Raw genomic sequence first — 21,460 nt, 5'->3', positions numbered from 1 at the left:
AGCCCCGGCCTATAGCGGCGCCGCGCGCGGCGCGCAACATGTGCATGCCCACAATCGGGCAAATGGCCTCACGGCGGGGCCATGCCCTCGCACAGATAGTAGCTGCCGCTGTTGCCGCTCGCCTCGCTCTCGTCTTCGATGGGCCGGACGGAGACGAGATCGATCTGCGTCGGGCTCATCTGCGTCACCGAGAGCACGTCGGGAAAGACGTAGCCCGGCTCCTGGCAAATGGCCGTCACCGCCCAGCTCGGCGAGCGTGTCGCCTTGCTGATCTGCAAGAACTCGCAATTGTATTCGACCCCCTGGAGGCCATGGGCCGACAGCACGATGTTGCCGGCATCGATCAGCGTCTGCAGCGTGTCTTTCCTGGCTTGTGCGCAGAGCTCCTCGGACTTGAGGTAGACCCCTTCGATGAAATCGTCCGCGGCAAACGCCGGCGAGGCAGCAAACAGCATCGAAACGCAAAGAGAGTTTCTCAAGCTCATGTTCTAATTCCGTTTTCAATTTATAGCGTGACCGCCTCGCCGATCCCAGGCACGACGACATTCACGCCCGAACCCTCCATTCCGGCGACGAATTTGTCGGGCGTCTGGTCGAGCAGGCCGAAAGTCGCATAGTGGCATGGCACGGCGACGTCGAACTTGAAATAGCGGCGGCAGGCGAGAGCCGCGACAGCGCCTCCCATGGTAAAGCGGTCGCCAACCGGCACCAGGCCGATCTTCGGCTCGTGCAGCTCGTTGACCAGCGCCATGTCCGAGAAGATGTCGGTATCGCCCATGTGATAGAGCGTCTTGTCGTCCTGGAAATGCAGGACCAGCCCGCACGGATTGCCCATGTAGATGCCGTCGCCATAGGACGAGGAATGCAATGCCTGGACAAAAGTGGTCGTGAACGGGCCGCAGTCCACCGTGCCACCGGTGTTGCCCTGGTTGATATTGTTCTGGTCGACGCCCTGGCCGCCGAGATAGCCGCAGACCTCGGGGTTGGCGACCAGCATCGCTCCGGTCTTCTTGAGGATCTCGAGCGCATCGCCGACATGGTCTCCGTGACCATGCGTCAAAAGCACGTGGGTGACACCCTCGGCTGGGCCTTCCCAACTTTTCTTCCAAAGCGGATTGCCGCTCAGGAACGGGTCCATCAGGATGCTTGCGCCCGCCACCTCGATCTTGAAGGCGGATTGTCCGTACCAAGTGAGTTTCATCAGCGAGTTCCTCGATTTTTGTTCCGTCGGAGGATAGAACGGCGTCAGCTCAAGAGCAAAGTGTTACGGCGTCCTCGCGTCTTCAAAACGCCGCGACGGCGCTGTCGGGTCAAAGGAAAACCGTTGGCTATCATTACCATCGAGGAATTGCCGGCACGGCTGGCCGGCGGCAGGACGCTTGCCGGGCTCGATCTCGGCGACAAGACCATCGGCGTCGCCGTTTCGGACCGTGGCTTTTCCTTCGCGCATCCGCGCCCGGTCATCATCCGACGGAAATTCTCGCTCGACGCGGCCGTGCTGCTGGATCTGCTGCAAAAGGAGAATGCCGGCGCGGTGGTGATTGGACTGCCGGTCAACATGGACGGCTCGGAAGGTCCGCGCGCGCAGAAATCGCGCGCCTTCGTACGCAACATGGCCGCCTTGAGCGACCTTCCCTTCCTGCCATGGGACGAGAGGCTGTCGACGGTAGCCGCCGAACGGACGCTGATCGAGATGGATTTTTCGCGCGCCAAGCGCGCCGGCAAGATCGATTCGGCCGCAGCCGCCTTTATTCTGCAGGGAGTTTTGGACCGGCTTCGCTCGCTCGGTGCAGCCGCTCGAACTGCACCGGAACCGCCGCCCGCCCCCTGATCCCGCCGATGATTTCACGCCGGCGGCGAAACGCCCAGATCGCCAGCAGCAGCAGGCCGTCGAATATGCAGGCTCTTCCCACCATGCCGGGAATGATTGTCGGGTCGATGCCGAGCATCTGGCCGTAGAGTTGGAAGACGAAATCATGCAACTGCCGGCTCAGCATCACGTAGCCGAAATTCATGTCGTTGAGCGACAGGTAGAACCAGCCCCAGAAAAGCGCCATCGGAGCCGCCCACAATGCGAAGATGTAACGCATCAGCGGCCTCCCTTCCGGGTCGGCTGGGGTCGGCCCGATATCAGCGAAAGCAGCGAATTGTGGGCTGCGGCCCTGGCCATGCTGTGCGCCGTGGCGTGGATTTCAACCTCATCCGATGCGGCCAGGGTGCGGCGCTCGGCAAGCATGGCGACATAGGAGGCCAGAAGTGCGGCCAATTGCACGGCGACGACCAGGAACAGCCCGTTGATGCCTTGCGCCGCGCCTCCGACCAGGATCAGCGACAGCACGCCGGAAGCGCTGATGAAGGCGATGCGGGCAACGCTGTCGGCGCCCGGATTGCTGGCATTGTTGATCAGCGCCTCGACAAAAGCCCAGAAGAACAGCACCGCCACGACAAGCAGGGCCGTTGCCAGAGGCGCAACCACGACGACATTTTCGAGATCGACGAAGCGGGCGCTCTCGATCGTCACGCCCAGCACCCCAAGCGCCCCGGCCACGCCGCGGTTTCCATCGATGCAGATGATCGCCAGCAGGGCGAAAACGATCGTCCAGTGCAAGGCGAGAAAAGAGGTCAATACCTGTCGCATCGTGATTCCTGCTTCGACAGGAATGACAGTGGGCTTTGCCGCCAGCCCTCGCAACGGAAACCATTTGTTAAGGTTAACGGCGCGGGGGAATGACCAAAGCGTGGTCCATGGCTGCTGCTCAGGTGGTTGGCGGATAGAGCGTGTCGATGATCATGCGCGCATCATGGCGCGAATCGAGCATGCCGTAGGTGTTGCGCCACTGGCCCGCCAGCCGCGTCTCGACGAAGGCATCGGCGATCCGCCCCGCCCCCAACCGGCGCAATTCCGCCGCCGCCGCCGACAGCGCCAGTTGCTCCGTCAGCAGGCGGGCCGAGCCTTCGTCGGTCGCGGCGACCTGCATCGCCGCCTTCAGCACACCGATGGTGCCGCGTCCGCCCGCGCCCAGGTCGCGATCGATGCCGGCAAGCACCTCCTCGAACAGGCCCGGCGCGCGGCCAAGCACGCGCAGCACATCCAGCGCCATGACATTGCCCGACCCTTCCCAGATAGCGTTGACCGGAGCTTCGCGATAGTATCGGGCGAGCGGCGCCTCCTCGACATAGCCGTTGCCGCCGAGGCATTCCATCGCCTCGTAGAGCAGCGGCGGCGCAATTTTGCAGACCCAATATTTGACGACCGGCGTCATGGCACGGGCAAAGGCCGCCTCGCCGCGATCGCTCGCCGCCTCGTCGAAGGAACGCGCCAGACGGAACGACAGCGCCGTGGCAGCGGCGACGTCGAGCGCCATGTCCGCCAGCACGCGCTGCATCAGCGGCTGCTCGATCAGGTTGGTGCCGAACACCTGGCGATGGCGGGCGTGATGAACGGCTTCGGCCAGACCCGCCCGCATGATCGCCGAAGACGCCACGGCGCAGTCGAGCCGGGTCAAAGTCACCATGTCCATGATCGTCTTCACGCCGGCGCCCGGCTCGCCGACCATCTCGCCGATCGCGTTGACGAACTCCACCTCGGAAGACGCATTCGACCGGTTGCCGAGCTTGTCCTTCAGGCGCTGGAAACGGAAGCCGTTGCCCGAGCCGTCGCCAAGGACGCGCGGCACGAGGAAGCACGACAATCCCTCCGGCGCCTGCGCCAGCACAAGGAAGGCATCCGACATCGGCGCCGACATGAACCATTTATGGCCGGTCAGGCGATAGAAGCCGCTGCCGACGCGCTCGGCCTTCGTCACATTGGCGCGCACATCCGTGCCGCCCTGTTTCTCGGTCATGCCCATGCCAAGCGTAAGCCCGGTCTTCTCGACCGGCGGCTTTTGGCTCTGGTCATATTTGCGCGTCGTCACGCGCGGCGCCCACTCGCGGAACAGTTTCGGGCTCGCCATCAGCGCCGCCAGCGAAGCGCTGGTCATGGTGATGGGACACAGATGTCCGGTCTCGAGTTCGGCCGTCAGGTAGAACCGGGCCGTGCGCACCTGATGGCGGCGGCCGATCTCGGCATCGCCGTTCTCCCAGACCGAGGAGTGCAGCCCGTTGGCTACGGAACGGCGCATCAAAGCGTGATAGGCGGGGTGAAACTCGACCAGATCGATGCGCCGGCCCTGGCGATCATGCGTCCTGAGCCTCGGCGATTCGACATTGGCGAGGCGGGCCAGTTCCTGGGCCTCCTGCGTCAGCACGAAGCGGCCGAGCCCGTCGAGATCCTTGCGCACCGGATCGGAAAAGCGCTCGGCAAGCTGGATCAGCAACGGATCGCCCCGCCAGGCGTTGCCGCCTGTCAGCGGCGGCGGCTGGTTCGTCACGTCGTCGGTCACGCTTCATCCTTACTGCCAGGCGGCTACGAATCCGGAGCCATCGGCTAGATATAGCCCATGGCGCGCGACGAAAATACCGGGGAGAACAGCCGCAATCCAAAGCTGGCGCTTGCAGCCATGGAACGTCCACCCTATAGCAGCCCCTTGAGATGACCGACGCTTCGTCCCTGCCACTCTATCCCCACCGCCATCTTCTGGGCATCCGCGATCTTTCCCCCGCCGACATCGAGCTTCTGCTCGACAGGGCGGACCGGGCTGTCGCGATCTCGCGGCAATCCGAGAAGAAAACCTCGACACTGCGCGGCCGCACCCAGATCAACCTGTTCTACGAGGCTTCCACGCGGACGCAGTCGTCGTTCGAGCTAGCCGGAAAGCGTCTCGGCGCCGACGTCATGAACATGTCGGTGGCGAGTTCCTCGGTGAAGAAGGGCGAGACGCTCATCGACACGGCCATGACGCTGAACGCCATGCGGCCCGACATATTGATCATCCGCCACCAGTCGGCGGGTGCGGCCGCCCTTCTGGCCCAGAAGGTCGGCTGCTCCGTGGTCAATGCCGGCGACGGCGCGCATGAGCACCCGACACAGGCACTGCTCGACGCGCTGACCATCCGCCGCGCCAAGGGTCCCCTGTCGAAACTGATCGTGGCGATCTGCGGCGACATCCTGCATTCGCGTGTCGCCCGTTCCAACATCATGCTGCTCAACGCGCTCGGCGCGCAGGTGCGCGTCGTCGCGCCCTCGACATTGCTTCCCTCGGGAATCGACAGGATGGGCGTGATCGTCACCGGCTCAATGGCCGAGGGCCTGAAAGATGCCGACGTGGTGATGATGCTGCGCCTGCAGCGCGAGCGAATGGAAGGCGCCTTCGTGCCTTCGGTGCGCGAATATTTCCGCTATTTCGGCCTTGACGCCGAGAAGCTGAAAGCGGCCAAGGACGACGCTCTGGTAATGCATCCGGGACCGATGAACCGTGGCGTCGAGATCGCCTCGGAGATCGCGGATGGGCCGCAGAGCGTCATCCAGGAACAGGTCGAGATGGGCGTTGCCGTGCGCATGGCGGTGATGGAAGCGCTGCTCGATCCGCGCCGCAACCATGAGGGCCGCGGCGCATGACCATCACGGTGTTCGAGCGCGCCCGCATCATCGACCCCTCGCGCGGCGTAGACGAGACCGGGACGGTCATCGTCGACGGGAAGAAGATAGCCGCCGCCGGCAAGGCTGCGCTGAACCAGGGGGCGCCCGAGGGCGCCACCATCGTCGACTGCGCCGGCAAGGCGGTGATTCCCGGCCTGATCGACGGCCGCGTCTTCATCGGCGAACCGGGCGGCGAACATCGCGAAACGATCGCGTCGGCAAGTGTCGCCGCGGCTGCCGGCGGCGTCACCTCGATCGTCATGATGCCTGATACCGATCCGGTCATCGACAATGTGGCCCTGGTCGAATTCGTGCTGCGCACCGCCAAGGACACGGCCATCGTGAATATTTTCCCGGCCGCCGCCATCACCAAGGGCCTCGACGGCCGCGAGATGACCGAATTCGGCCTGCTGCGAGAGGCCGGGGCTGCCGCCTTCACCGACGGCCGCCACACCATATCCAGCGCGCTGGTGATGCGCCGGGCGCTGACCTATGCCCGCGATTTCGGCGCAACCATCGTGCACGAAACCCAGGATGCCGACCTCGCGTCGTCGGGCGTGATGAACGAGGGACTCTACGCCAGCTGGCTAGGACTTTCCGGCATTCCGCGTGAAGCCGAAACCATCCCGCTGGAGCGCGACCTTGCCTTGGCGCGCCTGACGCGCGGCTCCTACCACGCGGCAAAGATATCGACGGCGATGGCGGCGGCATCGGTGGCGCGCGCGAAGGCCGACGGCGCGACCGTCACATCGGGCGTATCGATCCACAATCTGTCACTCAATGAAAACGACGTCGGCGAATATCGCACCTTCTTCCGGTTGACCCCGCCGCTGCGCGCCGAGGAAGACCGCCTGGCGATGATCGAAGCGATCAGGGACGGCACGATCGACATCATCGTCTCCTCGCACGATCCGCAGGACGTCGACACCAAGCGCCTGCCCTTCGCCGACGCGGCCGCCGGCGCCATCGGGCTCGAAACGTTGCTGGGCGCCGCCTTGCGGCTCTACCACAATGGCGACGTGCCGCTGCCGCGGCTGATCGAGACCTTGTCCACGGCGCCGGCACGGCTGTTCGGCCTGCCTGGCGGCACGCTCAAGCCCGGCGCTCTCGCGGACCTTGCGCTTGTCGATCTGGATGAACCCTGGATCGTCAGCGAAAGCGGCATCCGCTCGCGCTCGAAGAACACCTGTTTCGAAGGCGCGCGCCTGCAAGGCAAGGTCTTGCAAACGCTGGTGGCGGGCCGCACAGTGTTCTCGGTCTGAGCGGGCGGCGGCGCATCGCGCCGGATTCAGCCCGTCAGGGGGAAATGCGGGGGGAACAATGACTTACAACCTGATCCCGGCGCTGGTGCTCGGCTATTTCTTGGGCTCGATTCCGTTCGGGCTTCTGCTGACCCGTGCGGCAGGGCTTGGCGACGTGCGCCAGATCGGCTCCGGCAACATCGGCGCGACAAATGTGCTACGCACAGGCAACAAGGGCCTTGCCGCGGCCACGCTGCTGCTCGACGCGCTGAAGGGCACGGCCGCGGTGCTGATCGCGGGCCATTTCGCGCCCGAACTCGGCGCTTGGGCCGGCCTTGGCGCCTTCCTCGGCCATCTCTTCCCGATCTGGCTCGGATTCAAGGGAGGCAAGGGCGTGGCCACCTATCTCGGTGTGCTGATCGGCCTTGCCTGGCAGGTGGCGCTGATCTTCGCCATCGTCTGGCTGGCCATGGCATTCCTGTTCCGCTACTCCTCGCTTGCAGCGCTGACGGCCGCGGTCGCCGTGCCGATCGCCCTCTATTTCCTGAGCACACCGCAGATTGCCGCATTGTTCGTCGTGATGAGCCTGATCGTCTTCATCAAGCACCGGGCCAACATTTCACGCCTGCTTGCCGGCATCGAGGGCAAAATCGGGGCGAAGGAGTGAGCAAGCCGCTCGCCGGACCGCGCCTCAGCGACCGGCAGCGGTTGAGTTGGCTGCGGCTGATCCGCACCCAGAATGTAGGTCCTGCCTCCTTTCGCGATCTGATCAACCGCTTCGGTTCGGCCGAAGTCGCGCTGGAAATGCTGCCGGAACTTATGATTTCGGGCGGCGCCAGCAGGATCGCCCGCATTCCCTCGATCGCCGAGGCCGAAGCGGAACTGGAGGCCGCAAGGCGGGCAGGCGCCCGCTTTGTCGGTATCGGCGAGCCGGACTATCCCGCCCTGTTGAAAAACATGGACCATCCGCCGCCGCTGCTGGCGGTGAAAGGCGAAGGCGCGGTGTTCCGGCTGCCCGCGGTGGCTATCGTCGGCGCCCGCAACGCCTCGCTCGCCGGCATCAAGATGGCGCGCATGCTGGCGACCGACCTTGGCCGCGACGGTTACGCCATCATCTCCGGCCTCGCGCGCGGCATCGACACTTCAGCACATCAGGGCAGCCTTTCGACCGGCACGATCGGCGTGCTGGCCGGAGGCCTCGATCTGCCCTACCCGCCTGAGAATGCCGGCCTGTGCGACGAGATCGTCGAGCGCGGCGGCGCCATCATTTCGGAGATGCCGTTCGGCTGGCAGCCGCGTGCCCAGGATTTTCCGCGCCGCAACCGTCTCGTCGCGGGCGCGGCAGTCGGTCTGGTGGTGGTCGAGGCAGCACAGCGTTCCGGATCCCTGATCAGCGCCAGGCTCGCAGGCGAAATGGGCCGGCTGGTCTTCGCCGTACCCGGCTCGCCGCTTGATCCACGCGCCGCCGGCACCAATGGCCTGCTCAAGGACGGTGCCACCTTGGTCACCGAAGCCGCCGACATTCACAGGGCAATCGCGCCGCTGACCGGTTTGCGGGCCCCCGAACTGCCGCCCTTTGAAGATCCCCCCGATTTCTCGGCCACGCCGCCACCCGGCGAAAACGACCGCGCCAGGGTGACCGAAGCGCTCGGCCCGACGCCGGTGGCGATCGACGAGATCATCCGCCACACCGGCCTGCATCCGGCACAGGTGTTCATGGTGCTCCTGGAGCTCGACCTCGCCGGCCGGCTCGAACGGCATGCCGGCGGCAATGTCTCGCTGGTCTTCGCGGAAGGCTGACAGCCTCCGTCAGTGGTGATCGCGCTTCTTCTGTTCGGTCTCGGTATAGTCGGGCGTGTTTGCGCCGAACAGGTCCCTCTCGACGGCCTTTCGCCAGACGGCATCGGCGTCTTCAGGACGCGATGGATCGAAAGTTGTCTCCGTGTCCTGCATGCGCCGGCGCGAACGCCGCCGGAGCCACGCGGGCATGATCTCGTGGATGAGGCTGGTGAATTGGATCATTGATCAACTCCTGAAACCCGTTCTTCAAAGGCGCAAAATGCGTTTTGCGGCCTCAACTCTGCCGGACAGTGGGCTGGACCGCCTCCTCAAACCGGCCAGTGCCCGATTGGTCGTGACATAGGGATTCAAGCCAGGCCAGGGTCTCGCCGACATCGGCCAGCGCGTGGCGCGCCACGGTTTTCCCTTGCGGTTTGATGCGGACCGAAATGCCATCCATTTCATTGACGGCTTCGAAGCCGTTCTCATCCGACGTGTCGTCTCCGAGGAATACGGGAATCCGCCCCCGGAAAGCCGGCAACTCGCAGAAACGCCTGATTGCCGCTCCCTTGGCCGCCTCGAGCGGCATCAGTTCCACCCCGGCATTGCCGGCAAGAACCCGATATCCCCGCGGAAGCCGCTCCAGTGCCTGTTCGACCAGTTGCGTCGCCCGTTGCAGCAACTGCGGCGCCGCACGCGTATGAATGGCCAGGATCGGGCCCTTGCGCTCGATATAGACGTCCACATTGTCCAGTTCCGCCTCGATTTCCTCGGCAAGCGCGGCAATGTCGGCGGGCTCGTCGGCCGCCTCGACGGGCCCGTCACGGACAAGCCGGTGCTCCAGGCCGTATAGACCCGCAGCCGGTAGGCGCAGCGGCTGGAAGAGCCGGTCGACGGCGGAAACGGATCTTCCTGTAATGAAAGCCAGAGCGCCAGCCAGACGCCCGTCCAGCCTTGTCAGCATGCTTCGCAACGCATCGCCGACGACCACCGCGTCGGGATGCGCGGCATGTTCCAGAAGCGTACCGTCAATGTCCAGGAAGAGTGCCCATCGGCCTTGCGGGACGGTCGGCACGGACAGATTTGCCGATCCCGACATCACAGCGCCGCGACCCGTTTGCGATCAAGCAGCGATATCACATTGGCCGCGGCAACGGAGCCCGGCCCGGCGGGGTCGATCGCGATTCGCTTGCGCAAGCGGGCGGCGTCGAGAAGCATGCTGCCGGCCCAGCGATAGACATTGTTGTCGCGGACGATCTCGCGCATGCGCTGCATGCGCTGGCGCTGCTCGGCGGGCACCATGGTCAATGCCTGCAGCAACGCCTCGGCCATCATCGTCGCGTCGTAAGGATTGACGATCAGCGCCTCGAGAAGCTCCTTTGAAGCGCCGGCAAACATGCTGAGCATCAGCACGCCTTGCTCGTCGTCGCGCGCGGCGACAAATTCCTTGGCGACCAGGTTCATTCCGTCGTGCAGGCTGGTCACCATGCAGACATCGGCGGCCCGGTAGATTTCGTAGACCTGCTCCTGGGAATGGTGTTCAGCCACCATCAAGACAGGCGTGTAGCCGTCCCGGCCATAACGCTCGTTGAGCTCCGCCGCGCAACGCAGGCATTCCTCGTGCAGTTGCTGGTAGGCCGGCAAGGTTCCACGGCTTGGCGCCGCGATCTGCAGGAAGGCCACCTTGCCGATCCACTCCGGGTGTTGCTTGAACAGTTCGTCCAATGCGTGAAACCGGTCGAGAATGCCTTTCGTGTAATCGAGGCGCTCGACGCCGACACAGAGGCTGACATTGTCCGCCAGCCCGAATTTTTCGCGAATTCGCGCGCGGCACTGCGCGATGGCGGGCAATTTCCCGAGTTGAGCCGGCGGCCACTCTATCGAGATCGGATAGGCGTGGACCAGACTGGTCTGGCCGCCATAGGAGATGGCCGAATCCTCGCGCTCGATCCTGCTTTCCAGAAAGCGGTCGACGCTCTCGATGAAGTTGTTGCAGTGGAACTGCGTATGAAAGCCGATGATCGAGCTCCCCAGCAGGCCGTCCAGGATTTTTTCCCGCCAGGGGCAGATGCTGAAGACTTCCGAATTCGGCCACGGAATGTGCCAGAATGTGATGACGATCGCATCGGGCAGGCGTTCCCGGATCATTCGCGGCAGCAGAGCGAAATGATAATCCTGGACGAGGACGATCGGGCGTTCGTTCCGGGCTTCGGCAACGACGGTATCGGCGAATTTGCGATTGACGGCTTCGTATGTTTCCCAGTCGGACGTGCGGAAGACGGGCCGTGTAAAGGCTATGTGGCACAGCGGCCAGAGACCCTCATTGGCAAAACCCAGATAATAGCCTTGCTGTTCCTCTTCGGTCAGCCAGACACGGCGCAACGTGTAGGACGGGTTCTCAGGTGGGACCTCGATGCGGTCGTTCTGGTCGACGACGAGATGATCCGCCGAGCCGCCGCCATAGGCTATCCAGGTTCCCGCGCAGGCACGGGTGATCGGCTCCAGCGCCGAGACAAGTCCACTGGCCGGCACAACCAGGTCGACATTGTCATCCCTGAGATTGTGAATGTAGGGCTCGCGGTTGGAGACGACGATCACTTGCGCATCCGGCAGTTCCTTCGCCAGGATTTCGCGTAGCGTCGAGGGCGACCAGTTGACGAGCGCCGCGTCGGCGGAATGGCCATTCTTTTCGAACTCCCGCAATACGACACGAGCCGGTGGAGGCTCGACATTCGCCGGTTCCGGCGGGGTCCGGCGGGATCGCAGCGCGGAAATCACCAAGGCAACAAGGGAAACGCAGAGGCTGGCAAGAATGACGAACCATAGAGCGGAGGCAGAGTGGAGGAAGTCAAAATTGTTGTCTGGCATCGATGTGAATTGCTCCGGCCTAGATCGCGCCTCTCCGCGGGGGAGATGGTGCAACGCACGTCGCCGGTGATGGTTCCGGTTTTTAGCTGCGCACGATCAAAGGCGCCAACCCTTCATGGCGGTCGGCCAGGAACGCGCCCACACGGTCTCCTACCCGCTGGAACGTCAGGTCGACTGCCGTGCCCGCCACCGCGAGATGGCGGATCACCAGGCTGTCGATGCCGATTGGCAGGCGTGGCCTTGTGACATGGATTTCGCCGGCCCAGCCGTCGATATGGAGGCCCAGACAGGCCTGCATCAGCATGAAGGCGGAACCTGCCGACCAGGCCTGCGGCAGGCAAGCGACCGGATACGCGATCGGCGCCTCGCCCGGTGCGCGGGTGAAGCCGCAGAAGAGTTCGGGCAGGCGCATGTTGAAATGGACGGCGGATTCGAACGTCCCGCTCATCAGCCGCACCACATTGTCGCGAATGCCGTACCGCGCAAGGCCTGCCGCGCATATCGCCGTGTCGTGCGGCCAGATGGAGCCATTGTGATACGACATGGGATTGAAGAATATTGCGTCGTCGGCGAGCGTCCTCAATCCCCAGCCGGAGTGAAAAGAAGCCGACAGCAACTGATCGGCGACGATCCGCGCCCGATCAGGATTCGGAAGTCCGACATAGAGCAGATGTCCGGCATTGGATGTGCGCACCTCGCATGGCCGGCCGTCGCCATCGAGCGCCAGCGCGTAATAACCCAGCTCTTCGATCCAGAAATGACTTTCAACCCGCCGGCGGATCTCTTCGGCCCGCCTTTCCCAGCCTTCCGCCTTTTCTGTCTCGCCTCGCCGGCGAGCCAGTCTCGCCAGCCCCTGGAACGCCGCGAAGACGTAGCCCTGCACTTCGACCAGCGCGATCGGCCCCTTCGGGATACGACCGTCTGCATGAAAGACCGAATCAAAGCTGTCCTTCCATCCCTGGTTGGCGAGGCCTGACTCCGCCGCACGCCGGTAGGTGACGAATCCGGTCGAAGCGCTTGCCGCCTCGATCCATTCGGCGGCTGCACATAGCGACTGCCATAGGCCGTCGATAAAGACCATGTCGCCGGTGCGGTCCGCGTAAGCGCAGGCGAGATGAACGTAGAGCGGGGTGGTATCGACACCGCCATAGTAGCGGCCGAACGGCAACTCGCTTAGGGCCGTCATTTCACCCTTGCGCGTTTCATGCATGATCTTGCCGGGCTGAGAGTCGCTGAAGGGCGAGGTTTCGGTCGCTTGATGTTGCGCAAGAAAGGCAAGCACGCCGCGCGCCAGGCCGGGATTGAGCCAGAGCATCTGCAACGCCGAGATCACGCCGTCTCTGCCGAAGGCCGTCGAGAACCACGGAATGCCGGCATAGGGATAAGGGCCGGTCGCGAGTTCGGTGGTGAGCAGCGCCACGTCGGCCCGGGCGCGCTCCATCCAGTCGTTGAACACCCTGCCCGAACTGTGCAGCGTCGCGCCATGGCGGCGCTTGGCGCGCATGCCGAAACGCGCGCGCGCCGCCGCGGCGCGAAACCGGTCGCGGTCGGGCACATCGGCCATCTCGCTGCCGACCTCGACATACAGTGTCTTGCGGCTGCGTTTGGTGACTGCAATGAAGAAATCCGCCCGGTCGGAGGTCAATTCGTCCGGTTTCTGCGAAAACGATATCGTCGACATACGCACCACCTTGTCCAGGCCTTCATAGCGAAGCAGAACCGAGTTCTGGTCCATCTCGGCGGTATGGGCCGTGCCTCGTTTGGCGCGTGTCGAGCCACGAACTTCGAACATGTCGCGGAAATCGGCGGCGAAGCGCAGCGAAAGCAGGACGGTCGAATGTTCCTGGCTGTAGTTGGAAAGGGTCAGGCGCTCATACAGGCGATCCTCCCACAGCAGCCTGACACGCTCGATGTGGATCGCTCCTTGCGGGATGGGACGGCCGCCGGCACTCTCTATAGGCAGATTGGTCAGGTTGGAGGTGAACAGGACATTGTCCTGGCTCAGCGATGCGCCCAGCAGCGACGTCGAACGACCGCCCACCGCGAGGCGGAATTCGGAAAGCACGCGCGTGTCGTCGCGGAAGAAGCCGTCGCCCACACCGCGTATGTCGCCATAGGAATCGGCGACGGCGAAGCAGTCGCCATGCTTGAGTGCGAAGAGCCGGTGCGGTTCCCTCGGCGCGGTTTCGTCCAGGGAGGCCAGGGCTATTGCGGGATCAAGCTTGCGCTCGTCAAGTTGGGTGATGGTCAAGAAGACTGTCCCGTGCTTGTTTCTGAACGGGGCACTGTACTAGGAAGCCCTGATTTGTTGAGTGTCGATCGCCTGTGAATAGGTGGCGACATAGTCGCGCGCCATGCGGTCGGCCGAGAACCGTCCTTCGAAAACGGCCCTTATCCGGCGCCTGTCGAGCTGGAGCAGGGCCGGCATGGTGGCGACGGCGTCCTCGATGGTTTCGACGACGAAGCCGGTCACACCGTGATCGATGATCTCGGGCATGGCGCCGCAGCTCCAAGCCATGACAGGGGTTCCGCAGGCCATGGCCTCGATTACCGCCAGACCAAAAGGCTCGGGCCAGTCGATGGGAAACAGCAAGGCAGCGGCGTTGCCGAGAAACCTGCTCTTCTGGTCCTCGCTGATCTCGCCGACATATTCGACGCGATCGCCATCGATCAGCGGCTGGACGACCTCCTCGAAATAGGCCCGGTCGCCGTCGCCCACCTTGGCCGCGAGCTTGAGCCTCAGGCCCGTGCGCCTGGCAATCTCGATCGCCCGGTCCGGCCGCTTGTCGCGCGACATCCTGCCGAGGAACGCCAGATATGTACCGTCGGAGCCGGCTTCAAAATCCGGCCCATAGAGATCGAGCGGCAGCCCATGATGGATGGTCGCCAACCAGTTGGCGGACGCGAGCCTCGTCCTCTGGCTGCGTGAAATGGAAATCATCGGAAAACGCGGGAACCGCTCATAGGCCTGTGCCAGATCCACATAGTCCAGCCTGCCATGCGGCGTCGTCACCGTTCGCTCCGGCATATGGCGGAAAAACGGGAAATGCAGGAAGTGGCTGAGATGGAAGTGAAGAATGTCGAAATCGTCGGCCTGTCTCCTGACTTCCTCGAGCATCGACAGATGCGCCGCGATCTCCGACTTCAACGGCCGGGGATCGAGGCGCAGCGCCCGTTCCCGGCACGCGACCAGCCGGGCGGAGGTCCTGGTATCGCCGCTGGCAAACAAGGTTACATCGTGGCCGAGCCCGACCAGAGCTTCGGTGAGATAGGAGATGATGCGTTCGGTGCCTCCATAGAGCCTTGGCGGCACGGATTCATACAGCGGCGCGATATGGGCGATCTTCATTGGCCTGCGTTCCCTCAATAAGCTGGTCACAGGCAAAAATGCATCAGCGGCGCGATCGTTCCTCCGCCATCGGCAGATGCGTCATTTCTCATGTTTGATGTTCTCCCGGGCGGCCCTATTTCTGTAGGTGCTGCTCCTGCGCGCCACGACGACCCGAGGAGGTTCCGATGCAGCAATCGAAGGACATTGCAGCCCGCCGGCTTGACATGATCATCGAACAATATGTCGAAGCTAGAAAACAGCGCTTCGGCTATGTTTCGACGGATCAGGCCGCCAGGGTGATTCACAGAATCCTGAAACCCACGCCTTCCGACCCCAGCTTTTCGGACCACGAACTCGACGACATGGTCGCAGCCCTCGCCGTCAAGAACGGATTGGCCGTCGTCTTTGACCGCGGCATCAGAGGTTCGGTCGGCGGCACCGAGGCGGAGCTGGACAGAAAGGATCCGACCATGAGAGCACCAGCGGAAGGCCCCGACGTTGCCGGCGCGGTGGACGCGATCCTGATTCAGCAAAAAACCGCACCGCTTTCGATGAGCGCGATGATCTCCCTTCTGCGCGAACGCACCGGCACCACCCGATCTGACGCGGATCTGGAAGGACTGATCGCCAAAAAAGCCGCTGTCCTGAACGTGCATTTGTCACGGGACTGAGTGGTGAGCGCGTCGGGGTTCGAACCCGAGACCTACTGATTAAAAGTCAGTTGCTCTACCGGCTGAGCTACGCGCTCCCGTGGGCTGGAAACGGCGCCCTCGAAATGCGCGGAACATAGGGAGAGTGCCTCGACGGGTCAACCGGAAAAAACGGGCCACCAAGCCATGCGTTCCCGCCGTGCCGGCTCTCCCGGCCGGCCGTTTCCGCAAGGACATGCCGAACCTTTGCCAGACAGGCGAAAGACCCTGTGGGCCCCATCGATCCCAAACCGGAGAAACATTACAAATCAGCAACTTGCCTTTTTTTCCAGGAACAATTCGCGAGCGTGCCCGTTTCCTCCGCCACAAGGGACGTCAACCTCTCAAGGAGAAGATCATGAACAAAGTCCTGTCGGGTTTGCTGGCGACCACACTGTCAGCTTCCTTCGCAGTGGCGGCTGCCATGCCGGTCGAAGCCGCACCGGCCTATGTACCGCAGCCTGCATCGATCTCGTCCGATATCCAGACCGTGCAGTACAGGCCCTGGGAGCGGCGCCGTAACTTCCGCGGCGAGTTTCGCGGCAACCGCAACTTCTACCGCGACAACCGCGGAGCCTACTGGAACGGCCATCGCGGCTACCGTGAATACCGTCCGGGCTATCGCCGTCACGGCGATTTCTGGTTCCCGCTTGCTGCTTTCGCCACTGGCGCGCTGATAACCGGCGCGATCGCCAACAACCGGAACCGCGTCTATGAAGGCAATTCGCATGTGCAGTGGTGCTATGACCGTTACCGTTCCTACCGCGCATCCGACAACACGTTCCAGCCGTATAACGGCCCGCGCCAGCAGTGCATTTCACCCTACTGATGGGCGACAGTGTTCGTCAGAGGGATAGAAAGTCAAAGCCCGTGCCGGAAATGGCGCGGGCTTTCTGTGGTGCGAGAGCGGTCAACAGGTAGACTGTGATCAGCTGGCCCAATTGATGGTCTTGACCATATAATAAAGCCCGCCACCTTCACCACGGGGTGATCGGTACGCTCCGACGGCATCGCAAATTCGAACCATGACGGCGGTCAATTCCCAACCCAGCACTTCCAGCTGATTGCCCGCATCTATCACGTAAGCCTGAGCCAGTTCGTCAATGCGGTTCTTCTCGCCGAAGAACCGAACCAGCTTTGCATCTCTAAGAAGACTATCGGGCAGATTTGAATTTGCCCACGCCCAGAGCCAGTTCTGTGCCTTGGCATTCGTGGAACCGGCGATCTGGATTTCGGTGATCACCTTGATCGCTCCGTCCTTGGAGAACAAGAGCTTTCCGTTGCTCAAGTCATAGCGCGACCAGTGGCCGATGCGGAATTCTTCCTCCAAGCGCTTATTCTTGGCCTTCAGTTGTTTGATAGCCTCGGCGCGCCAAGCAGAGTACCAGTTTGGCTTCATTTCCCCCTCGCCCAATCTGACTGTTGATTATGATACGCTCAGCGTCCTGCGAACAGCATCGCGCCACCCCGCCAGCTTGGCCGAGCGCGCCGCAGGCTCCATGTCTGGTCTGAAGCGGCGGTCGAGCGCCCATGTCTTGGCGAACTCCCGCGCCTTAGGCCACACGCCCGCCTTCGAGCCGGCGAGCCAGGCGGCACCAAGCGCGGTCGTCTCAAGAATGGTCGGACGGTCGACCGGGGCGTCGAGAATGTCGGCCAGCCGTTGCATGGTCCAGTCGGACGCCACCATGCCGCCGTCGACCCGAAGCACCGTCTTGGCCGCCGTACCTTTCCAATCCTTGCGCATGGCATCGAGCAGGTCGCGCGTCTGGTAGGCCACGGATTCGAGCGCGGCGCGGGCAAACTCCGCCGGCCCCGAATTGCGGGTCAGGCCAAAGATCGCGCCCCGCGCCTCGGCATCCCAGTGGGGCGCGCCGAGCCCGACAAAGGCCGGCACCAGATACACGTCCTGGGTCGGATCGGCCTCGGCCGCCAGCTTGCCGCTCTGTTCGGCCTTGCCGATCACCTTGATGCCGTCGCGCAACCACTGCACGGCGGCGCCGGCGATGAAGATCGATCCTTCCAGCGCATAGGTGGTCTTGCCGTTCAGCCGATAGGCAATCGTGGTCAACAGCCGGTTCTTCGAGCGCACCAGGTCGGTGCCGGTGTTGAGCAGCGCGAAACAGCCGGTGCCGTAGGTCGATTTCATCATGCCGGGCTCGAAACAGGCCTGGCCGATGGTCGCGGCATGCTGATCGCCGGCAACGCCGAGGATCCTTATCTCGGCGCCAAAGAGATTTTTCTGCGTGATTCCAAAATCATCGGCGCAGTCCTTCACCTCGGGGAGCATCCTTGCCGGAATGTTCAGGATGGCCAGCAGCTCGTCGTCCCAGGCATTCTTCTCGATGTTGTAGACTAGCGTGCGGGAGGCGTTTGTGGCGTCGGTGGCATGCACCCTGCCGCCGGTCAGGCGCCAGATCAGGAAACTGTCGATGGTGCCGGCCAGCAATTCGCCTTTCTCGGCGCGTCTCCTGGCGCCTTTCACCTTGTCCAGCATCCAGGCTATCTTCGTGCCGGAGAAATACGGATCGAGCAGCAGGCCGGTCTTCCTGGTGAAGGTCTTTTCCAATCCCTGCTTCTTCAGCTTCCGGCATAGCGGCGCGGTGCGCCGGTCCTGCCAGACGATGGCGTTGTGGATCGGCTTGCCGGTCGCCCTGTCCCAAATGACGACGGTCTCGCGCTGGTTGGTTATGCCGACCGCGGCGACGTCCGATGCCTCCCGCCCGGCATTCTTCAATGCGCCCTTCACGGTCGCCACGACGCTGGCCCAGATATCTTCCGGGTCATGCTCGACCCAGCCGGAAGCAGGATATTGCTGGGTGAATTCTTGCTGGCTGCTGCCGACGACTTTCATGTCGCCGTCGAACAGAATCGACCGGCTCGACGTCGTGCCTTGGTCGATTGCCAGGACAAAGCCATTCATTCGCACTTCCTCCGTCACGACACAAAGAAGGGAGACGGCAACATGCCGCCTCCCTGAATTTTACACGGGCGCGAACGCCCGCATAGGTCAGTCCTACTTCTGCCAGCTCTTGACCAGCTCGTCATAGTTGATGGTCTGGGGCTTCTCCTTCTCGTTCTCGATCTTGAGCTGAGGAGCGAGATTGCCGGCCTTGACCGCGTCGGCATTCCAGTAGGCGAGATCATGTTCCTCGGCGAGCTTCGGCCCGATATCGCCCTGGACGCCGGACCTCTCGATGCGGCCCATGACCTTCTCCTGCTCGGCGCAAAGCGAATCCATCGCTTCCTGCGCACTCTTTGCGCCCGACGAGGCATCGCCGATCGCCTGCCACCACAGCTGTGCCAGCTTCGGATAGTCCGGCACGTTGGTGCCGGTCGGCGACCATTGCACGCGGGCCGGCGAGCGATAGAACTCGATCAGGCCGCCGAGCTTCGGCGCGCGCTCCGTGAAGCTCTTGTCGTGAATGGTGGAGTCGCGGATGAAGGTGAGGCCGACATGGCTCTTCTTCACGTCCACCGTCTTCGAGGTGACGAACTGGGCGTAGAGCCAGGCGGCCTTGGCACGGTCGGTCGGGGTCGACTTCATCAGCGTCCACGAACCGACATCCTGGTAGCCGAGCTTCATGCCGTCCTTCCAGTAGACACCGTGCGGCGACGGAGCCATGCGCCATTTCGGCGTGCCGTCGTCGTTCATGACGGGCAGGCCGGGCTTGACCATGTCGGCGGTGAAGGCCGTGTACCAGAAGATCTGCTGGGCAACATTGCCCTGCGCGGGAACCGGACCGGATTCCGAGAAGGTCATGCCCTGCGCTTCCTGTGGTGCGTAGGCCTTCAGCCAATCGAGATATTTCTGGATCGAGTAGACGGCGGCCGGGCCGTTGGTGTCGCCGCCCCGCGCCGTGCAGGAGCCGACCGGCTGCGATTTCTCGTTGACCTTGATGCCCCATTCGTCGACCGGCAGGCCGTTCGGGATACCCTTGTCGCCATTGCCGGCCATCGACAGCCAGGCATCGGTGAAGCGCCAGCCGAGCGACGGGTCCTTCTTGCCGTAGTCCATGTGCCCATAGACTTTTTTGCCGTCGACGTCGCGGCCGGTGAAGAACTCGGCAATGTCCTCATAGGCCGACCAGTTGACGGGAACGCCGAGATCGTAGCCGTACTTGGCCTTGAAGTCGGCCTTGTTCTTCTCGTCGTTGAACCAGTCGTAGCGGAACCAGTAGAGGTTGGCGAACTGCTGGTCGGGAAGCTGATAGAGCTTCTTGTCCGGAGCGGTGGTGAAGGAGGTGCCGATGAAATCCTTCACATCGAGGTTCGGATTGGTGACATCCTTGCCTTCGCCCGCCATCCAGTCGGTCAGGTTGCGCACCTGCTGGTAACGCCAGTGGGTGCCGATCAGGTCGGAATCGTTGACCCAGCCGTCATAGAGGTTCTGGCCAGTCTGCATCTGGGTCTGGATCTTTTCAACGACGTCGCCTTCCTGGATGACGTCGTGCGTGACCTTGATGCCGGTGATGGCGGTGAAGGCCGGAGCCAGAACCTGCGACTCGTATTGATGCGTCGTCAGCGTTTCCGACACGACCTTGATATCCATGCCGGCGAACGGCTTGGCGGCGTCGACGAACCACTGCATTTCCTTTTCCTGATCGGCTCGCGAAAGCGTCGACAGATCGCCTATCTCCTTGTCAAGAAAGGCTTTTGCCTCGTCCATGCCGGCATAGGCGTTGCCCACGCCGAGCAAGAGGACAAGGGCGGTCGTAGATGTCAATAATTGCCGTCGCATTGTGTTTCCTCCACGTTTGAAAAGACTTCAAGTGCGATCTGGAGAGGCCGCCAACAAGCGGCCGCTCCAACAGTTTCCCCCTCTATACGTAGCGGAAGACGCCGATGGCGTAGACCACGGAGAGAGCGAGAGCCCACCACAGGCTGGGTCCGACAAGACCCAGCCAAGCGAGATGGATGAAGGCGCTGCCAAGCAGCGAAACGAAGAGACGATCGCCGCGCGTCGTCTTGAAACGCAGCACGCCGATGCGCGGATCGCCGCCGGGCGAGGCATATTCCCAGACACCCATGCCGACCAGCAGCAGCGCTATGACGGCGAAGAAGGCGGCCGTCGGCCAGGTCCACGCCATCCAGGAGAAGTCGAGGTTCATGGTCACACCCTCCCCAGGGCGAAGCCCTTGGCGATGTAGTTGCGAACGAACCAGATGACGAGCGCCCCGGGGATCAGCGTCAGCACCCCGGCGGCTGCCAGCAGCCCCCAGTCCATTCCCGACGCCGACACGGTGCGGGTCATGGTAGCGGCGATCGGCTTGGCATCGGTGGTGGTCAGCGTGCGGGCGATGAGCAGTTCCACCCATGAGAACATGAAGCAGAAGAAGCAGGCGACGCCGATGCCACTGGCGATCAGCGGCATGAATATCTTCACGAAGAAACGCGGAAACGAATAGCCGTCTATGTAGGCCGTTTCGTCGATCTCCTTCGGCACTCCGGACATGAAGCCCTCAAGGATCCACACCGCCAGCGGCACGTTGAACAGGCAGTGCGCCAGCGCCACCGCGATATGCGTATCGATGAGGCCGAATGCCGAATAAAGCTGGAAGAACGGCAGCGCGAACACCGCCGGCGGTGCCATGCGGTTGGTCAAAAGCCAGAAGAACAGATGCTTGTCGCCGAGGAACCGGTAGCGCGAAAAGGCGTAAGCCGCCGGAAGCGCCACGGCGACCGAGATTACCATGTTCATCACCACATAGGTGATCGAATTGATGTAGCCCGAATACCAGGACGCATCGGTGAAGATGATGGTGTAGTTGCGCAGCGTCGGCGCATGCGGATAGAGCGTCAGCGAATTGACGATCTCCGCGTTGGTCTTGAAGCTCATATTGATGAGCCAGTAGATCGGCAGCAGCAGGACGATGATGTAGAGCGTCGGCACGATCCACCACCAGCGCGATTCCTCGCCACGGCGGCGCATGCGCCTGTCCAGCTCGCTCTGCGACAGCGAACTGGCGAGTCTTTCCGAGGCGGCGGTCCCGTTCACCAGGTTGCGCTCGGTGCGTTCGTTGGCGCCAGCCAT

Annotated in this window: 22 protein-coding genes and 1 tRNA gene; 7 read left to right on the top strand and 16 right to left on the bottom strand. The window is 63.0% G+C overall.

Annotated features, from left to right (window positions below; translation table 11 throughout):
- Positions 1-68: 68 nt before the first annotated feature.
- Both FJ428_RS15110 and FJ428_RS15105 read right to left on the bottom strand, forming a co-directional pair.
- A complete protein-coding gene (locus tag FJ428_RS15110) occupies positions 69-485 on the bottom strand; it encodes a hypothetical protein (protein WP_140560938.1) in 417 nt (138 codons plus the stop codon).
- 20 nt (positions 486-505) lie between these two features.
- Complete coding sequence (locus FJ428_RS15105) at positions 506-1,201, bottom strand: metal-dependent hydrolase (protein WP_140498750.1); 696 nt, start codon at positions 1,199-1,201, stop codon at positions 506-508.
- 123 nt (positions 1,202-1,324) lie between these two features.
- Between FJ428_RS15105 and ruvX the strand changes: the two genes are divergently transcribed.
- A complete protein-coding gene (gene ruvX / locus FJ428_RS15100; RefSeq protein WP_140560937.1) occupies positions 1,325-1,831 on the top strand; it encodes a Holliday junction resolvase RuvX in 507 nt (168 codons plus the stop codon).
- Here the strand turns inward: ruvX and FJ428_RS15095 are convergent.
- The 3 genes from FJ428_RS15095 to FJ428_RS15085 all read right to left on the bottom strand — a co-directional run bounded on the left by FJ428_RS15095 (position 1,749) and on the right by FJ428_RS15085 (position 4,385).
- Complete coding sequence (locus tag FJ428_RS15095; protein WP_140560936.1) at positions 1,749-2,090, bottom strand: DUF6105 family protein; 342 nt, start codon at positions 2,088-2,090, stop codon at positions 1,749-1,751. The two genes, ruvX and FJ428_RS15095, sit on opposite strands and share 83 nt — an antisense overlap.
- Positions 2,090-2,638, bottom strand: coding sequence for a hypothetical protein (locus tag FJ428_RS15090; RefSeq protein ID WP_140560935.1), 549 nt, complete (start codon positions 2,636-2,638; stop codon positions 2,090-2,092). The genes FJ428_RS15095 and FJ428_RS15090 overlap by 1 nt, the downstream gene beginning before the upstream one ends.
- Before the next feature lie 118 nt (positions 2,639-2,756).
- A complete protein-coding gene (locus FJ428_RS15085; protein ID WP_140560934.1) occupies positions 2,757-4,385 on the bottom strand; it encodes a DNA alkylation response protein in 1,629 nt (542 codons plus the stop codon).
- A gap of 149 nt (positions 4,386-4,534) precedes the next feature.
- Between FJ428_RS15085 and FJ428_RS15080 the strand changes: the two genes are divergently transcribed.
- Genes FJ428_RS15080 through dprA form a run of 4 tightly spaced genes read left to right on the top strand, consistent with a single transcriptional unit; the run spans position 4,535 to position 8,562 of the window.
- The gene (locus FJ428_RS15080; RefSeq protein WP_140515333.1) at positions 4,535-5,500 is read left to right on the top strand and encodes an aspartate carbamoyltransferase catalytic subunit; all 966 of its coding nucleotides are present in this window, start codon (positions 4,535-4,537) and stop codon (positions 5,498-5,500) included.
- Entirely contained in the window at positions 5,497-6,783 is a 1,287-nt protein-coding gene (locus tag FJ428_RS15075) for a dihydroorotase (protein WP_140560933.1), read from the top strand. Before FJ428_RS15080 ends, FJ428_RS15075 begins: the two co-directional genes overlap by 4 nt.
- Positions 6,784-6,841: 58 nt before the next feature.
- Positions 6,842-7,429 carry a glycerol-3-phosphate 1-O-acyltransferase PlsY gene (gene plsY, locus FJ428_RS15070; protein ID WP_140498764.1) on the top strand — a complete coding sequence of 196 codons (588 nt, stop codon included), beginning with the start codon at positions 6,842-6,844 and terminating at the stop codon, positions 7,427-7,429.
- The gene (gene dprA, locus FJ428_RS15065; RefSeq protein ID WP_140498766.1) at positions 7,426-8,562 is read left to right on the top strand and encodes a DNA-processing protein DprA; all 1,137 of its coding nucleotides are present in this window, start codon (positions 7,426-7,428) and stop codon (positions 8,560-8,562) included. The genes plsY and dprA overlap by 4 nt, the downstream gene beginning before the upstream one ends.
- A 9-nt stretch (positions 8,563-8,571) precedes the next feature.
- Here the strand turns inward: dprA and FJ428_RS15060 are convergent, their stop codons facing one another.
- The 5 genes from FJ428_RS15060 to FJ428_RS15040 all read right to left on the bottom strand — a co-directional run bounded on the left by FJ428_RS15060 (position 8,572) and on the right by FJ428_RS15040 (position 14,758).
- Entirely contained in the window at positions 8,572-8,784 is a 213-nt protein-coding gene (locus FJ428_RS15060) for a hypothetical protein (RefSeq protein WP_140498769.1), read from the bottom strand.
- 52 nt (positions 8,785-8,836) lie between these two features.
- On the bottom strand, positions 8,837-9,640 hold the full coding sequence (gene otsB / locus FJ428_RS15055) for a trehalose-phosphatase (protein ID WP_140557734.1): 804 nt from the start codon (positions 9,638-9,640) through the stop codon (positions 8,837-8,839).
- The gene (locus tag FJ428_RS15050) at positions 9,640-11,409 is read right to left on the bottom strand and encodes a trehalose-6-phosphate synthase (protein WP_140515328.1); all 1,770 of its coding nucleotides are present in this window, start codon (positions 11,407-11,409) and stop codon (positions 9,640-9,642) included. Before FJ428_RS15050 ends, otsB begins: the two co-directional genes overlap by 1 nt.
- Before the next feature lie 82 nt (positions 11,410-11,491).
- Positions 11,492-13,654: an amylo-alpha-1,6-glucosidase gene (locus FJ428_RS15045; protein WP_140560965.1), complete on the bottom strand. Its 2,163-nt coding sequence runs from the start codon at positions 13,652-13,654 to the stop codon at positions 11,492-11,494.
- 45 nt (positions 13,655-13,699) lie between these two features.
- Positions 13,700-14,758 (bottom strand): glycosyltransferase family 4 protein, encoded by a 1,059-nt coding sequence (locus FJ428_RS15040; RefSeq protein WP_140879641.1) that lies wholly within the window; start codon positions 14,756-14,758, stop codon positions 13,700-13,702.
- Positions 14,759-14,925: 167 nt separating this feature from the next.
- Between FJ428_RS15040 and FJ428_RS15035 the strand changes: the two genes are divergently transcribed.
- The gene (locus tag FJ428_RS15035; RefSeq protein WP_140879640.1) at positions 14,926-15,411 is read left to right on the top strand and encodes a hypothetical protein; all 486 of its coding nucleotides are present in this window, start codon (positions 14,926-14,928) and stop codon (positions 15,409-15,411) included.
- 1 nt (position 15,412) lies between these two features.
- Here FJ428_RS15035 and FJ428_RS15030 read toward each other — a convergent pair.
- Positions 15,413-15,488: transfer RNA gene (locus FJ428_RS15030), tRNA-Lys, on the bottom strand.
- Between the two features lie 299 nt (positions 15,489-15,787).
- Here FJ428_RS15030 and FJ428_RS15025 point away from each other — a divergent pair.
- The gene (locus FJ428_RS15025; RefSeq protein WP_140633194.1) at positions 15,788-16,258 is read left to right on the top strand and encodes a BA14K family protein; all 471 of its coding nucleotides are present in this window, start codon (positions 15,788-15,790) and stop codon (positions 16,256-16,258) included.
- A gap of 99 nt (positions 16,259-16,357) precedes the next feature.
- On the opposite strand, the gene FJ428_RS15020 is transcribed toward FJ428_RS15025, so the two are convergent.
- From FJ428_RS15020 to FJ428_RS15000, 5 genes are all read right to left on the bottom strand, one after another.
- Positions 16,358-16,828, bottom strand: a complete 471-nt coding sequence (locus FJ428_RS15020) for a DUF6882 domain-containing protein (protein WP_140633191.1) — start codon at positions 16,826-16,828, stop codon at positions 16,358-16,360.
- Between the two features lie 27 nt (positions 16,829-16,855).
- Positions 16,856-18,349, bottom strand: a complete 1,494-nt coding sequence (glpK, locus tag FJ428_RS15015; protein ID WP_140879639.1) for a glycerol kinase GlpK — start codon at positions 18,347-18,349, stop codon at positions 16,856-16,858.
- A 93-nt stretch (positions 18,350-18,442) separates the two neighbouring features.
- Positions 18,443-20,167 carry an ABC transporter substrate-binding protein gene (locus tag FJ428_RS15010; protein WP_140498786.1) on the bottom strand — a complete coding sequence of 575 codons (1,725 nt, stop codon included), beginning with the start codon at positions 20,165-20,167 and terminating at the stop codon, positions 18,443-18,445.
- 82 nt (positions 20,168-20,249) lie between these two features.
- The gene (locus tag FJ428_RS15005) at positions 20,250-20,537 is read right to left on the bottom strand and encodes a DUF2160 domain-containing protein (protein WP_140498788.1); all 288 of its coding nucleotides are present in this window, start codon (positions 20,535-20,537) and stop codon (positions 20,250-20,252) included.
- Between the two features lie 2 nt (positions 20,538-20,539).
- Positions 20,540-21,460 carry a carbohydrate ABC transporter permease gene (locus FJ428_RS15000; protein WP_140498790.1) on the bottom strand — a complete coding sequence of 307 codons (921 nt, stop codon included), beginning with the start codon at positions 21,458-21,460 and terminating at the stop codon, positions 20,540-20,542.

The organism is Mesorhizobium sp. B2-8-1 (assembly GCF_006440955.1).
Lineage (GTDB): Bacteria > Pseudomonadota > Alphaproteobacteria > Rhizobiales > Rhizobiaceae > Mesorhizobium.
This window is presented reverse-complemented; position numbering and strand designations above follow the sequence as displayed.